At 37.0% G+C, this 12,840-nt stretch carries 17 protein-coding genes; 11 read left to right on the top strand and 6 right to left on the bottom strand.

The annotated features are described in order from the left end of the window. The first annotated feature begins 19 nt into the window (after positions 1–19). Positions 20–1,417 (top strand): MFS transporter, encoded by a 1,398-nt coding sequence (locus Q1V95_RS13900; RefSeq protein WP_300675154.1) that lies wholly within the window; start codon positions 20–22, stop codon positions 1,415–1,417. A 118-nt stretch (positions 1,418–1,535) separates the two neighbouring features. On the opposite strand, the gene Q1V95_RS13895 is transcribed toward Q1V95_RS13900, so the two are convergent. The 5 genes from Q1V95_RS13895 to Q1V95_RS13875 all read right to left on the bottom strand — a co-directional run bounded on the left by Q1V95_RS13895 (position 1,536) and on the right by Q1V95_RS13875 (position 5,084). Beyond that, the gene (locus Q1V95_RS13895; protein WP_300675152.1) at positions 1,536–2,171 is read right to left on the bottom strand and encodes a LysE family translocator; all 636 of its coding nucleotides are present in this window, start codon (positions 2,169–2,171) and stop codon (positions 1,536–1,538) included. A 67-nt stretch (positions 2,172–2,238) separates the two neighbouring features. Continuing rightward, positions 2,239–3,468 carry an MFS transporter gene (locus Q1V95_RS13890; protein WP_300675150.1) on the bottom strand — a complete coding sequence of 410 codons (1,230 nt, stop codon included), beginning with the start codon at positions 3,466–3,468 and terminating at the stop codon, positions 2,239–2,241. Positions 3,469–3,520: 52 nt separating this feature from the next. Next, positions 3,521–4,180: a FadR/GntR family transcriptional regulator gene (locus Q1V95_RS13885; RefSeq protein ID WP_300675148.1), complete on the bottom strand. Its 660-nt coding sequence runs from the start codon at positions 4,178–4,180 to the stop codon at positions 3,521–3,523. A gap of 68 nt (positions 4,181–4,248) precedes the next feature. Beyond that, positions 4,249–4,614: an MmcQ/YjbR family DNA-binding protein gene (locus Q1V95_RS13880; protein ID WP_300675146.1), complete on the bottom strand. Its 366-nt coding sequence runs from the start codon at positions 4,612–4,614 to the stop codon at positions 4,249–4,251. Positions 4,615–4,634: 20 nt separating this feature from the next. Beyond that, a complete protein-coding gene (locus tag Q1V95_RS13875) occupies positions 4,635–5,084 on the bottom strand; it encodes a nuclear transport factor 2 family protein (RefSeq protein ID WP_300675144.1) in 450 nt (149 codons plus the stop codon). 118 nt (positions 5,085–5,202) lie between these two features. Here Q1V95_RS13875 and Q1V95_RS13870 point away from each other — a divergent pair, with 118 nt between their 5' ends. The 10 genes from Q1V95_RS13870 to Q1V95_RS13825 all read left to right on the top strand — a co-directional run bounded on the left by Q1V95_RS13870 (position 5,203) and on the right by Q1V95_RS13825 (position 12,359). Beyond that, positions 5,203–5,595, top strand: a complete 393-nt coding sequence (locus tag Q1V95_RS13870) for a ribonuclease inhibitor (RefSeq protein ID WP_300675143.1) — start codon at positions 5,203–5,205, stop codon at positions 5,593–5,595. A 162-nt stretch (positions 5,596–5,757) separates the two neighbouring features. Next, positions 5,758–6,132 carry a metalloregulator ArsR/SmtB family transcription factor gene (locus Q1V95_RS13865; protein WP_300675141.1) on the top strand — a complete coding sequence of 125 codons (375 nt, stop codon included), beginning with the start codon at positions 5,758–5,760 and terminating at the stop codon, positions 6,130–6,132. Further along, entirely contained in the window at positions 6,129–6,728 is a 600-nt protein-coding gene (merTP, locus tag Q1V95_RS13860) for a mercuric transport protein MerTP (protein WP_300675139.1), read from the top strand. The genes Q1V95_RS13865 and merTP overlap by 4 nt, the downstream gene beginning before the upstream one ends. Further along, positions 6,729–6,935, top strand: coding sequence for a GDCCVxC domain-containing (seleno)protein (locus Q1V95_RS13855; protein WP_300675137.1), 207 nt, complete (start codon positions 6,729–6,731; stop codon positions 6,933–6,935). Positions 6,936–7,069: 134 nt separating this feature from the next. Then, positions 7,070–7,612, top strand: a complete 543-nt coding sequence (locus Q1V95_RS13850) for a DUF2867 domain-containing protein (protein WP_300675135.1) — start codon at positions 7,070–7,072, stop codon at positions 7,610–7,612. A gap of 35 nt (positions 7,613–7,647) precedes the next feature. Beyond that, entirely contained in the window at positions 7,648–8,241 is a 594-nt protein-coding gene (locus Q1V95_RS13845; RefSeq protein WP_300675133.1) for a TetR/AcrR family transcriptional regulator, read from the top strand. A gap of 84 nt (positions 8,242–8,325) precedes the next feature. Further along, the gene (lpdA, locus tag Q1V95_RS13840; RefSeq protein WP_300675131.1) at positions 8,326–9,729 is read left to right on the top strand and encodes a dihydrolipoyl dehydrogenase; all 1,404 of its coding nucleotides are present in this window, start codon (positions 8,326–8,328) and stop codon (positions 9,727–9,729) included. A gap of 50 nt (positions 9,730–9,779) precedes the next feature. Further along, positions 9,780–10,211, top strand: coding sequence for a PaaI family thioesterase (locus Q1V95_RS13835; RefSeq protein ID WP_300675129.1), 432 nt, complete (start codon positions 9,780–9,782; stop codon positions 10,209–10,211). Beyond that, entirely contained in the window at positions 10,208–11,452 is a 1,245-nt protein-coding gene (fabF, locus tag Q1V95_RS13830; protein ID WP_300675127.1) for a beta-ketoacyl-ACP synthase II, read from the top strand. Before Q1V95_RS13835 ends, fabF begins: the two co-directional genes overlap by 4 nt. 436 nt (positions 11,453–11,888) lie before the next feature. Then, positions 11,889–12,359, top strand: a complete 471-nt coding sequence (locus tag Q1V95_RS13825; RefSeq protein WP_300675125.1) for a GNAT family N-acetyltransferase — start codon at positions 11,889–11,891, stop codon at positions 12,357–12,359. A gap of 5 nt (positions 12,360–12,364) precedes the next feature. Here Q1V95_RS13825 and Q1V95_RS13820 read toward each other — a convergent pair whose 3' ends face one another. Beyond that, the gene (locus Q1V95_RS13820; RefSeq protein ID WP_300675123.1) at positions 12,365–12,730 is read right to left on the bottom strand and encodes a winged helix-turn-helix transcriptional regulator; all 366 of its coding nucleotides are present in this window, start codon (positions 12,728–12,730) and stop codon (positions 12,365–12,367) included. Positions 12,731–12,840: the final 110 nt, after the last annotated feature.

Below are 12,840 nucleotides of genomic sequence, written 5' to 3'. Positions count from 1 at the left end.
TATTTTAATGCAATTTTATATGAACAAAAACGATACAACGTGGAGAGATCTTTTCTCGAACGGAAACGGATTAAAAGCCACAACATTGGCTTTGGGCGTGATGTTACACGCAACAAATGTGTATTTGGCAACAACGATAATGCCGTCAATCATTAAGGAAATCGGCGGTTTGGAATATTACGCTTGGAACACCACGATCTTTATCGTCGCCTCGGTGATTGGTTCGGTCATTTCGGCAAATCAAATGGGAAAATCGGGACCTCGAAAAGCCTATCAAATCGGGATTTTATTATTTTCGATCGGTGTTTTGTTGTGCAGTTTGGCGCCGACAATGTATGTATTGTTGCTCGGACGCTTTATTCAGGGATTTGGTGGCGGATTGTTATTCGCTTTATCCTATGCGATGATTAGATTGATTTTCGCCGAAAAATTATGGTCCAGAGCAATGGCTTTAATTTCTGGAATGTGGGGCGTGGCCGCATTTTCGGGACCTTTTATTGGCGGAATTTTCGCTGAGCATGGGCATTGGCGAATGGCTTTTGGCGTGCTATTGATTTTTTGCGTTTTCTTATTCATCTTATCTTCCAAAACTTTACCCAAAACTAAAACTCAAGAAAAGGTTTCCAAAATCCCTTATCTCAAACTTTTACTCTTGGGATTGGGGGCTTTAACGGTTTCTATTGGTAGTATTCAGAAAAATATAGTCGGAAGTCTCATCGGAATTTGTGTTGCATTTCTTTTGTTACTGATTTTAGTTATTTCGGAGAAAAATTCCAAAAACCGTTTACTCCCAACTGGCGCTTATAAAATATCTTCGCAATTGGGCACCACTTACAGCATTATGGCATTGCTAACCATTGCCACATCCATCGAAATTTATGTTCCTTATTTTGCACAAATTATAGACGGACTTTCACCTTTAGAATCAGGTTATCTTACGGTGTTAATTGCCATTGGATGGACATTATCTTCTATTCTATTTTCTGGAATTAAAGGAAATCGAGTAAACAAAATTATCCTTTTGGGTGCATTTGTAATGTTGATTGGCATGCTGGGACTTTGCTATTTTTCGATTGCGACTTTACACACATTCACGATGAAACTCATTATAGAATGCACATTCCTGCTACTCATCGGAATCGGCATCGGAATGGGTTGGCCACATTTGCTGACAGAAGTATTTTCGCTCTCGCCAAAAGGCGAGGAAGACCTTACCTCATCGTCGGTAACAACCGTACAACTGATTGCAACATCCTTTGGAGCCGCGATTGCCGGACTTGTGACCAACTTTGGCGGAATCACCAATCCAGGTGGAGTTATCGGCACAACACAAGCTTCGATTTATCTTTACGGCTCTTTTGCTGTTGCTCCTTTGATTGCAATTATCCTTTGTTTGATGTTGAAAAAGACGAAGTAAAATTTGACATTACTATTTTCAGTTTAAGTATTGATTTTATCATTTTAAAAATAAATTCTTCCATAAAAACAGTACAGAAACCAATCTCCGTACTGTTTTTATTTTTAAAATTTTGAAATTATTTTGCTTCCGAAAGTGCCATTTTAATTGCTAAAAACGAAAGAACACTTGCCATAAACCATTTTTGAATTCGAATCCATGTTGGATTAGCTGCGAAAAATTTCGCCGCTTTTGCCGCTGTTAATACGATGATAAAATTGATGCTAAAACTTACAAAAACCTGAATAACGCCCAATTCTAAACTTTGCGTAAACACCGATCCATATTCTGGTTTGATGAATTGCGGAAAGAATGATAAATAAAAAACCGCCACTTTTGGATTCAAAACATTGGTCAAAAATCCAACTGAAAACAATTTTTTGGGACCATCGATTTTTAAGTTTGGGTCGACTTCAAAAATATTCTTGCTATTCGGTTTTACCGCTTGGTAAGCCAGATACAGAAGATAAATCGTTCCTAAAGTTTTCAAAACAATGTAGGCATAAGGGACAGCGAACAAAACCGCCGTTAATCCAAAGGATACCATCACAATATGAAACAAAAATCCGCAAATAACGCCAGCCAACGAGGTTAAACCTGCTTTTTTCCCTTGTGTAATGCTTCGTGAAATTAAATAAATCATGTTAGGACCAGGACTAATGACTAATGCCAACGCTGCGAGTGCAAAAAATAAAATGTCTGTAAATGGAATCATGCTAAAAAATTTAATTGTTAAAACTGAGTGATATTCTTGTAAACTGCTTATTCATCACAGAAAACAACTATTGTTCGGATGCTGGATTTTTAATTTTTGGTAAAAAGACTGCAAAAATCCCAATTAATGGTAGATAAGCGCAGAATGAAAACACATATTCTACACTCGTTCTGTCCATTATCCAGCCCAATCCAGCCGACGCAATTCCTGCCACACCGAACATTAATCCATAGAACAACCCTGCAATTGTTCCGATTTTTCCTGGAACCAAATCCGTGGCGTACAACATGATTGCTGAAAATGCCGATGACAGAATTAAACCGATTAAAATGGCAAAAACAATTGTCCAAAGCAGGCTAAGATGCGGTAACAACAAGGTAAACGGCGCAACGCCTAAAATGGAAAACCAAATCACATATTTTCTTCCGATTCTATCGCCAACTGGCCCGCCAATCATCGTTCCGACTGCAACAGCGGCTAAAAATGCAAATAGATAATATTGTGCATGCTGTACACTAACATGAAATTTGTCGATGAGGTAAAATGTAAAATAATTGGTCATCGACGCCATATAAATGTATTTGGAAAACAGCAGTAAAAACAGAATAGCCATAGAAAACATGACCTGCTTTTTAGTAATTCCAGCCGCATAAATTTGCTGAACATTGGAAGCACTTTTTTTCCTAAAATCGAGATGTTCTTGATACCATTTACTTACACGTTGTAAAATAAAAATCCCTAAAAATGCCGCCAAACAAAGAAATACAAGCGATGTTTGCCCAAAAGGAATAATGATAATCGCCGCCAGCAATGGTCCCAAAGCTGTTCCGAAAGAACCACCCAATTGAAAGATGGATTGCGCCAAACCTTTTTGTCCGCCTGATGCGATATAAGCCACTCGAGAAGATTCCGGATGAAAAATAGAAGAACCTAAACCGACCAACGCAACCGCAAATAGAAATAAATAAAAGTTATTTGCAAACGCCAGCAAAATAATCCCACTCAGGCTAAAAAGCATTCCCAAAGGCAAAGAATAGGGTTGTGGTTTTTTGTCCGTATATCGTCCAATCCAAGGCTGCAACAACGATGCAGTGACTTGATAAGTAAAAGTAATAATCCCAATTTGTGTAAAAGAAAAGTCGTATTTCTCCTTGATTAAAGGGTAAATCGATGGAATAACCGATTGCATTAAATCGTTGAGCAAATGCGAAAAACAAATCATAAACAAAACGGGATAGATTGTTTTATGCGCAATTTTCTTGGCAGTAATTTCTGTCGTTTTTTCTGTTGTTATCATATAAATTCATTTATTCATCCTATCATCAGATGAATTTTAAGTTTAAAAAAAATTACACCAAACTAATGATCAACTCAGAAGCTTTCCAAGCGTTTAAAGCGTCGCCATCTTTAATGCAATTGTAAAGGGCAACGTGTCTTCCGTGCGATTCAATAAGCGGTGCTGTGCTTTTATGATTTCTATGAAACCATTTTTTAAGGTGTTCGGACGTCGCTTTGTAAATATCGAACAACATATCGTTGTAAGAAGCCTTTGCAATCGCCAAATGAAACTGAATATCCGATTCAATGGTCATGTCCAAATTACCTTCATTGGCATATTTTCCACGAAGATCGAGGTACTTTTTTATGTTTTCTAAATCTTCTGGAGTTCGCTTTAATGCGGCTTTTTCGGCAATTTTTAATTCTAAAATTTCACGAACTTCATTCAATTCGTTAATGCTGGAACGCAGCATGCGATGCTCAAAACTTTCCTCGCTGACAATTTGCTTCTCTACAAAAGTTCCACTTCCTTGTCTCACACTCAAAAGTCCAATGTTAGAAAGTGTTTTAATCGCTTCTCTCACCGTCGATCTTCCTACGCCGTACATCTTTTCCATCTGCGTTTCGGTAGGCAATTTTTGACCAACTTCATACTTGCCCTCTGCGATTTCGTCTCGTAAAAGGTCGGATAAACGTTCCGCAAGTGATTTTTTTTGAAGTATTTTTGTCATATCATCTGATGAATTGCAAATGTACAAATTATTTTTGATTTACAAATTTTTGCCCCTATTTTAAAGATTTAAACTTTTCCCAATTCTGCATATTCATCTCGCAATTTTTTCGGCAACTTTTTAACGACTTCTTGCACCGAATGTTTAATCCAAGTTTTCAAGGTTTCGTCGTCCATATCGCCATTTAGCAAAATCGTATTCCAATATTTTTTGTTGAAATGCCAAGCTGCCTCAACACTTTCGTAACGTTCACGAAGTTCGATAGCTTCCTCGGGATCGCATTTTAGCGAAACTTTCAATTCTGCATCATTCAATGGAATCACCGCAAACCATTTGTCATAAATCCGAAACATCAGATATTCATCCTTAAAAGGCATATCTTCCGTCGCCAACGGAATGGACAAACAATATTCGCGAAGTTCTTCGATGTTCATAAAAGATGGTATTAATTAATTTAATCCTTTGTATTCGCGATAATCACAGCAAATGAATCCATATAATCTCGCCAATGCACAATTTTTCTGTTTTTAATAGTCACAATCGAACAAAACCTGTTGTCATAAGGCTTTCCAGTTGCTGGAATCGTACCGTGAACAGCATATTCCAAAGTGACAATTCCTTGCGCTTGGTCTTTATAAACATGTAAACCATCTGCCGAATCGAGTTGCGTTTCGTAACCGCCAAACCAGTCCATATAGGCTTTCCTCCCTTCTATTCTATTGGGAAAATTCGGGAAATTGTACAAAAACTCAAATACAGCATTTTCATCCACAGCATCCCAAAAATGTTCGCCGTCCACTTCGCCTTTCAAACCTTGCATCACGATATTATAAAACGCATCAGCATTTTCCCGAAACGCAGGATGATTTCTATCGACTTGATTATTAGAAGTATTTTCTGACATGAGATTTATGTTTTAAATAGGAGTTTAAAATTAGAAAAAAAATGCTTTTCAGCAAAATCAAAAAGGCTAAAAAAAGTTTGATTTTTGTAAGTTAGCAAAGCGATAAAATTCACGATAAATGAAAAAAGAAATCCAAATTGACGGTTTCAAAATTCAAGATTTGACAAGTTTGTATAAGGAATTTAATGACAAATTGATGCCCAATGAAGATTGGAAATTGGGCGAAAGTTTGGATGCTTTGGACGATTTGTTGTATGGCGGTTTTGGCGAAATTAATGGCAACGAAGCTATTCGATTCGTTCGGACAGATTTTGAACGGATGAAAGAGCTTTTCGGTTATGATTTTACCTTGAATTTCTACAAAAATAAACTGCAATATCCAGAAGTTTTCAATATAAATTTGGTTCAAAACTCTATTGATGAACTGAAAAGTGGATACGGAAAAACCTATTTTGAAATTATCTTAGAAATCATTGAAAGTCATTCTAATATTGAATTGGTGACGAGATAAACATTGAATTCAATAATTCTTTTTTATCTGTTTCAGAATTTCACATCTATTTAAAATTTAGTTTTTATAATCCATTCGTGAGTTTTCTTTCTTTTAAACTTCAAATTCAAAAATCATTATTTTAGCAATTGCTTAAATAATAAAATTAACTACATTTGCCTTATGGAAAAAATTTCGTGTATAAGGCAGCAAGCGGATGCTCATCAAATCAATCGTTGCAAAGAAAAGGTTTCGGAACTGGATGATACTTTTGATTATTTGTCGCAAGGTCTCGAGTTGATAGGCAACAATGTAAGGTTGAAAATCCTTTATTTATTAAATGAGGAAAAACGTTTGTGTGTCTGCGATTTGAGCGATATTTTGGGAATGACAGTTTCTGCAATTTCACAACATTTACGAAAATTAAAGGACCGTAAACTCATCGAAACAGAAAGAGAAGCACAGACTATTTTCTATTCTTTGACCAATGAATACGATAAAATTCTGCAACCCATTTTCAATATTCTTGATAAATCCGAAATCCTCGAATCAATATGAAATCAGAAAATAAACTTTTAGGCGCTGGACTTTTAACGGCACTTGCTGCGTCACTTTGTTGCATTACGCCTGTTCTTGCGCTTTTCGCGGGTGCAAGCGGTGTGGCTTCTACTTTTTCGTGGCTTCAACCTGCCAGACCTTATTTTATTGCAATCACCGTTCTGGTGCTGGCTTTTGCGTGGTATCAGAAATTAAAACCTAAGAAAGAAATTGATTGTAATTGTGAAACCGAGGAGAAACCAAAATTTGTACAATCCAAAACTTTCCTTGCAATCATCAGTGTTTTCGCGGTTTTAATGCTCAGCTTTCCACTTTATGCCAATATATTTTATCCCAAAACGGAAAAGGAAGTCGTTGTTGTTGAAAAATCTAATCTTAAAACGGTGGAATTTGGAATTAGCGGAATGACTTGCGATGCGTGTGGTGACCATGTTAATCATGAAGTGAACCAGTTGCAAGGCATCGTAAAATCTACTGCTTCGTATGAAAACGGGAGTGCCATTGTGGAGTTTGATGAATCCAAAACGACAGTTGCTGAAATCGAAAAAGCAATCAATTCTACTGGCTACAAAGTGATTAACAAAACGGAAAAATAAATGGAAATTATATTAAATTCAACAATTACGTGTCCCAATTGCGGACACAAAAAAGAAGAATTAATGCCGACAAATGCATGTCAGTATTTTTATGAATGCGAAAAATGCAAGTCGGTTTTAAAACCAAAACAAGGCGATTGCTGCGTCTATTGCAGCTATGGCACAGCAAAATGTCCGCCAATACAGGAAAACAAGAAATGTTGCTGATTTCTAACAGCTTGCAAAATTTGTCTTTAAAATTATTAAAGACATTTTTTTTGAAATATAATATACCGATTGGTATATTATTTGTAACTTTGCCTTGTGAAATCGTTTAAGTATCAATTTAAAACTTTGGCATTATGACAAATGATTTGAAAATAGAAAAATCCTTGCTTCCTTTTAATTCGTTTTTAAAAGCGGATTGCAGCTATGAGTTTATTGACGGCTACAGCACCGATTTTCTTGATAAAAAAAACGAAATTAATATCAAGACAATTACTAAATTATTTTTCACTTCGGAGCCAAATTGGGTGAAAAGCCTAATGAAAATTAGAGACAATGCAGTTGGAAAATTAGGATTGAAAACCACGGGAACGACTTCTGACAAAGCGCAAGATTTGGAAAATTTCAATGCTGAAATAGGTCAAAATGTGGGATTGTTTAAAGTTTTTCATCAATCGGAAAATGAAGTGGTTTTGGGTGAAGATGATAAACATTTGAATTTTCGTGTTTCACTTTTTATGGAACCAACACAATCAGAAAAGAAGAAATTGAGTATTTCGACTTCGGTGAAGTTCAATAACTTATTGGGTAAAGCTTATTTTATTCCAGTCAAGCCCATTCACAAGCTGATTGTCCCATCGATGTTGGGTCGAATGGTGAATCAAATTCAATCTTTATAAAACACAATTGGATTTTAGAAATTTAAGACAAAATCATGAGTAAAGCAGAAAAAACGAGACAATTTATCATCGAAAAAACGGCGCCTATTTTTAACAAAAAAGGTTACGCTGCGACCTCTTTGGCAGATATTACCGAAGCGACTGGACTTACGAAAGGCAGTATTTATGGTAATTTCGAGAATAAAGAGGAAGTTGTCATCGAGGCTCTTCGCTATAATGTTTCGAAGCGCAGTGGTGGTTTGGACGAGGTTATTTCTGCCTCCCAAAATCCTTTGGATGCGTTAATTGGCATGCTGGAATATCATCGCGAAAAGTTGATGCAAGTCTTGAAAACTGGTGGTTGTCCCATGTTAAATGCGGCAACGGAAGCCGATAATCATTTAGATTTTCTTAAAAACACGGTTCAACGACAGTTTCAAGGTTGGCAGATGAAATTTATCAAGGTCATAGAAGAAGGTCAGGCACAAGGTTATTTCAAAAAAGACATTTCGGCAGATAATTATGCCAAGGAATTCATTATGTTAATCGAGGGCGGCATCCTTTTGTCAGGCACTTTGGATGATAAAAAGTACATGGATTTGGCAATTGACCGTGGCTTAAAAATCATTGAAATCGAAATTAAAATTTAAAAATTTTTAAACATAAATATACCATTTGGTATTTAACAATATTTTCATCCCTAAAAAGATGATGTAATTAAAAACAAAAAGACAATGGAACATTTTGATATCACCGTAATTGGTTCGGGTCCTGGCGGTTATGTAGCGGCAATTCGCAGCGCTCAATTGGGTTACAAAACTGCAATTATCGAAAAATATGACACGCTGGGCGGTACGTGTACCAACGTTGGATGTATTCCCTCAAAGGCTTTGCTGGATAGTACGCACCATTTTTCGGACGCTTTGCACAAATTCAAAGTGCAAGGAATTGAAGTTGGCGAGGTACAATTGAATTTTAAACAAATGTACGACCGCAAAGCTGACGTTGTTCTGAAAAACACCCAAGGTTTGGAGTTTTTGATGAAGAAAAATAACATCACCAAGTTGCATGGTACAGCAAGTTTTGTCAATAATAATCAAGTGAAAATTGTGGATGCTTCTGGTACGGAAACTCAAATTTCCAGCGACAAATTTATCATTGCAACAGGCTCTAAACCCTCTTCCATTCCTGGAATTGAAATCGATAAAAAACGCATCATCACATCAACCGAAGCTTTAGCGCTGACTGAGCAACCCAAAGAAATCATCATTATTGGTGGTGGTGTTATTGGTGTAGAAATGGCTTCTATTTTTAACAGAATTGGCACTAAAGTTACGATTTTGGAGTACGCCGATTATCTGATTGCGACAATGGACCACGAGTTGGGCAAAACTTTGCAGAAAATTTTGAAAAAAGAAGGCGTTGATATTCAGTTGCAACAATCGGTTTATAAAGCTGAAAATCAAGGCGATTCGGCAAAAGTTTGGTTTAAAGATAAAAACGGAACCGAGCAAACTTTACAAGCCGATTATGTGTTGATGGCGGTTGGTAGACGACCTTTCACGCAAGGTTTAGGTTTAGAAAATACAAGTGTAAAACTGACAGAAAGAGATTTTATAAAAGTGAACGAAAAATTACAAACCGAAGCTGCTAATATTTATGCCATTGGCGACGTTATCGGCGGTGCAATGTTGGCACACAAAGCGGAAGAAGAAGGCGTTTTTGTTGCTGAAACTATCAACGGACAGAAACCGCATATCCATTACAATCGCATTCCTGGCGTGGTGTACACTTGGCCAGAAGTGGCATCTGTTGGCGCAACCGAGGAAGAATTGAAACGTGATGGAATTGCTTACAACTCGGGCAAATTTCCGTTTTCGGCAAGCGCCAGAGCTCGGGCTTCAATGGATTTGGATGGTTTTGCTAAAGTTTTGGTTGATCCCAAATATGGCGAAGTTTTAGGCGTTCACATCATCGGTGCTCGTGCGGCTGACCTTATCGCATCTGCCGTTGTTGCGATGGAATACGAAGTTACCGCCAAAGATATGTTTACGATGTCGTACGCGCATCCAACCTATTCCGAAGTTGTGAAAGAGGCTTATATGCTGGCTTCTGGACAAGCTGCAATTAATATTTAAATTTTAAAATTCAATTAAATCTTGAATTTTAACCATAAACCTAACAATAAATGACACCAATAGAATTATTAAAATCGTATAAAGGCAAAGTTTTCGACAATTCACCGTCACCTTTCACAAAATGGTTGGCACCGACGGTTATCGACGCTTCCGAAGGCAGAATCGTGTTCGAATTTACCGTTCGTCCAGAATGGCTGAATCCGATGCACAATATCCACGGCGGCGTTACAGCTGCGATTATCGACGATGTTATCGGAACCATGATGTTTTCTTTGGGCGAAGACAGTTTTTACACGACCATCAACAACACCATCGATTATTTTTCGGTGGCAAAAGCAGGTGACAAAATTACAGCCGAAACCCAAATTATCAAGAAAGGCAAGCAATTTGTGCACGCTGAATGCGAAATCTGGAACCCCGATCATACGAGAATGATCGCCCGCGGAACCTCTAATTTATTTAAAACCTCATTACAGAAATGAAACGTGTTGTAGTAACTGGTCTTGGGACTATTAACCCTTTGGGAAATGATATTGAAAGTTTTTGGTCGAACATAAAAGCTGGCAAAAGCGCTGGGCAAAAGCTTTCACGCTTTGATGCATCTAAATTTCGGTCGCAAGTAGCGTGTGAAATTCAGGACTTTGATGCGTCCAAATATTTGGATAAAGCGGAAATAAAACGCACCGATCTTTTCACTCAATATGCCTTGTACAGCGCATCACAAGCGATGGAAGATGCCAATTTTGATTTGAGTAAAATCGACCCTTTTGATTTTGGTGTGATTTGGGGAGTTGGTCAAGGTGGAATGCAAACCTTTGAAAATGAAGTCGAAAACTACGTAAATGGCGATTATAACCCACGTTTTAATCCGTTTTTTATTCCTAAATTGTTGATTAATATGGCATCGGGAATGATTTCGATGAAATATGGTCTGCAAGGAATCAACTATACGCCAGTTTCGGCTTGTGCAACGGGAAACACTGCAATAATGGACGCTTTCAACTACATTCGATTGGGTAAAGCCAAAGTTTTTGTGACAGGTGGTTCCGAAGCGGGCATTACTCCTGCCTCTTTTGGCGGATTTTCTGCCATGAAAGCCATGAGTCAGCGCAATGACGACCCAAAAACGGCTAGCCGACCTTTTGATAAAAATCGAGATGGTTTCGTTATGGGAGAAGGTGCAGGTGCTTTGATTTTGGAAGAATACGAACATGCAAAAGCTCGCGGTGCAAAGATTTATGCCGAATTGGTGGGCGCTGCGATGACTGCGGATGCATATCACATGACTTCGCCACATCCCGAAGGTTTGGGTGCAGCAAAATCCATGGAATTGGCGATTGAAGAAGCAGGTTTGAAACCAAAAGATGTCGATTATCTCAATCTTCATGCGACTTCTACGCCAGTTGGTGATATTGCAGAATTAAATGCCGTTCAGAAAGTTTTTGGTAATGACCATCAACTGCATGTGAGTTCCACAAAATCCATGACTGGGCATTTATTGGGCGCTGCCGCTGCTATTGAAGCGATTATTGCCATAAAAAGCATCAACGAAAATATTATTCCCGCAACGATTAATGTTGAAGAATTAGATGACGAAATCCCTACTGACATCAATGTTGTCATCAATCAACCTTTGGAAAAACCCGTGAAAGTTGCGATGAGCAACGCTTTTGGTTTTGGAGGTCATAATTCGACAGTGATTTTTAAAGAATTTGTTGAGTAAAGAATTAGTTTTTATCGCAAAGACCAATATTTAATCTGAGTTTTGCAATAATTAGAATAACGTCAGTTCGAGTTGATTTTGCAAAAATTGTGTCGAGAACTTTTTAAAACAAGTTCTCGATACAAAATCTTTCAGATTTTTACTCGAACTGACGACTCGTTTAATGAACAGCTTTTATCCTGAACTGATGCTGTGTTAATTAAGGTCATATTTTTATGGCGCAAAGGTTTTATCTTCCATAAAATTTCACCATTTTAAAATTGAAAATCATTGTATTGAGCAAAGTCGAAATGTTCTTGCGCCTTAATTTACAAGTCAAAATAAATAATTGGAAAAAACTAACCTGCGATTGTGGGTTAGTTTTATTTTTGTGAGAACAGCATTGAATCTGATTTAAAACTCAATTCCGTATTTTTGATTAAATATAGCAAAGAAAATGTCCATTATCTACCGAGTTTTATTGCCTAATGAAAGCAAAATTTATCGTGAAATTCGATTGGAAAGTTTAAAAACCTTTCCAGATTCTTTTGAAGTAAAATATGAAGATTCGGCAAAGCAGAAAAAATTAGCGTTCGAAATTGAAATCGAAAATCAAAGCATTGATAGATTTGTTTGTGGCGCTTTTGATGATGAAAAACTTATTGGCATTTGCACGTTTGCGAAAGATAAAAATGGCAACGGAAATATCATTCAGATGTTCGTAAAACCTGAATACCAAGGTCAAAATATTGGAAAATATTTATTAGAATTCATTTTAAAAGAAGCCAAAAACCGATTTCCAAAAACCAGTATTTTCTTGGAAGTTGCCAAAGATAATTTGTCAGCATTTCGTCTTTATAAAAAAGCAGGTTTTAAAATTGAAAAAGAATCGGAAGACGACAGGATCGTTTTGATGAAATACAGTTAATAATGTTAGTCATCTTCCTTCTTAAAAACGGTTTTTCGATATTCAACACCCCAATGAGACATTAGTTGCAAGATCTCGAACAAGGATTTTCCCAATTCGCTTAAGGAATAATTTACGGTCATCGGTTTCGAAGTCGTTTCCTCGCGTTTTATCAAAAGATTCTGCTCGAGATCTTTTAATTCTTGGGTCAAAACTTTCGCTGAAATATTGGTGATATAATACTTTAATTCCCCAAAATTTAGGACATGACCATAATTCAAAGTTTGAATAATTACCACTTTCCATTTGCCACGCAATAAATCTTGGGTGTCTTTCAGACCCTTCATTAATTCAAGGCAATGATCTGTAATTTCCAAATTTTGTTTGCTCATCAAATGGTTTATTTAGGAAATTCAAAAGTAAAAAAATATTCCAAACTAACTTCTAAGTAATCGGTTACCAAAAGGTAACTCCTATTCTATTTTCAAGTTTATGAATATAC

Source organism: Soonwooa sp. (genome assembly GCF_030151385.1).
In the GTDB taxonomy this organism is placed as follows: domain Bacteria; phylum Bacteroidota; class Bacteroidia; order Flavobacteriales; family Weeksellaceae; genus Soonwooa.
Note: the sequence above shows the minus strand (reverse complement) of the source record. Positions and strands in the feature narration are given on the sequence as shown.

Excerpts from the sequence above, each read along its gene's own strand:
- Q1V95_RS13875 (WP_300675144.1), bottom strand. The coding sequence starts at position 5,084 with ATGTCAGAAAATACTTCTAATAATCAAGTCGATAGAAATCATCCTGCG.
- Q1V95_RS13900 (WP_300675154.1), top strand. The coding sequence starts at position 20 with ATGAACAAAAACGATACAACGTGGAGAGATCTTTTCTCGAACGGAAAC.
- Q1V95_RS13870 (WP_300675143.1), top strand. The coding sequence starts at position 5,203 with ATGAAAAAAGAAATCCAAATTGACGGTTTCAAAATTCAAGATTTGACA.
- Q1V95_RS13880 (WP_300675146.1), bottom strand. The coding sequence starts at position 4,614 with ATGAACATCGAAGAACTTCGCGAATATTGTTTGTCCATTCCGTTGGCG.
- Q1V95_RS13895 (WP_300675152.1), bottom strand. The coding sequence starts at position 2,171 with ATGATTCCATTTACAGACATTTTATTTTTTGCACTCGCAGCGTTGGCA.
- Q1V95_RS13865 (WP_300675141.1), top strand. The coding sequence starts at position 5,758 with ATGGAAAAAATTTCGTGTATAAGGCAGCAAGCGGATGCTCATCAAATC.
- Q1V95_RS13850 (WP_300675135.1), top strand. The coding sequence starts at position 7,070 with ATGACAAATGATTTGAAAATAGAAAAATCCTTGCTTCCTTTTAATTCG.
- Q1V95_RS13855 (WP_300675137.1), top strand. The coding sequence starts at position 6,729 with ATGGAAATTATATTAAATTCAACAATTACGTGTCCCAATTGCGGACAC.
- Q1V95_RS13845 (WP_300675133.1), top strand. The coding sequence starts at position 7,648 with ATGAGTAAAGCAGAAAAAACGAGACAATTTATCATCGAAAAAACGGCG.
- lpdA (WP_300675131.1), top strand. The coding sequence starts at position 8,326 with ATGGAACATTTTGATATCACCGTAATTGGTTCGGGTCCTGGCGGTTAT.
- Q1V95_RS13820 (WP_300675123.1), bottom strand. The coding sequence starts at position 12,730 with ATGAGCAAACAAAATTTGGAAATTACAGATCATTGCCTTGAATTAATG.
- merTP (WP_300675139.1), top strand. The coding sequence starts at position 6,129 with ATGAAATCAGAAAATAAACTTTTAGGCGCTGGACTTTTAACGGCACTT.
- Q1V95_RS13835 (WP_300675129.1), top strand. The coding sequence starts at position 9,780 with ATGACACCAATAGAATTATTAAAATCGTATAAAGGCAAAGTTTTCGAC.
- Q1V95_RS13890 (WP_300675150.1), bottom strand. The coding sequence starts at position 3,468 with ATGATAACAACAGAAAAAACGACAGAAATTACTGCCAAGAAAATTGCG.
- Q1V95_RS13825 (WP_300675125.1), top strand. The coding sequence starts at position 11,889 with ATGTCCATTATCTACCGAGTTTTATTGCCTAATGAAAGCAAAATTTAT.
- fabF (WP_300675127.1), top strand. The coding sequence starts at position 10,208 with ATGAAACGTGTTGTAGTAACTGGTCTTGGGACTATTAACCCTTTGGGA.
- Q1V95_RS13885 (WP_300675148.1), bottom strand. The coding sequence starts at position 4,180 with ATGACAAAAATACTTCAAAAAAAATCACTTGCGGAACGTTTATCCGAC.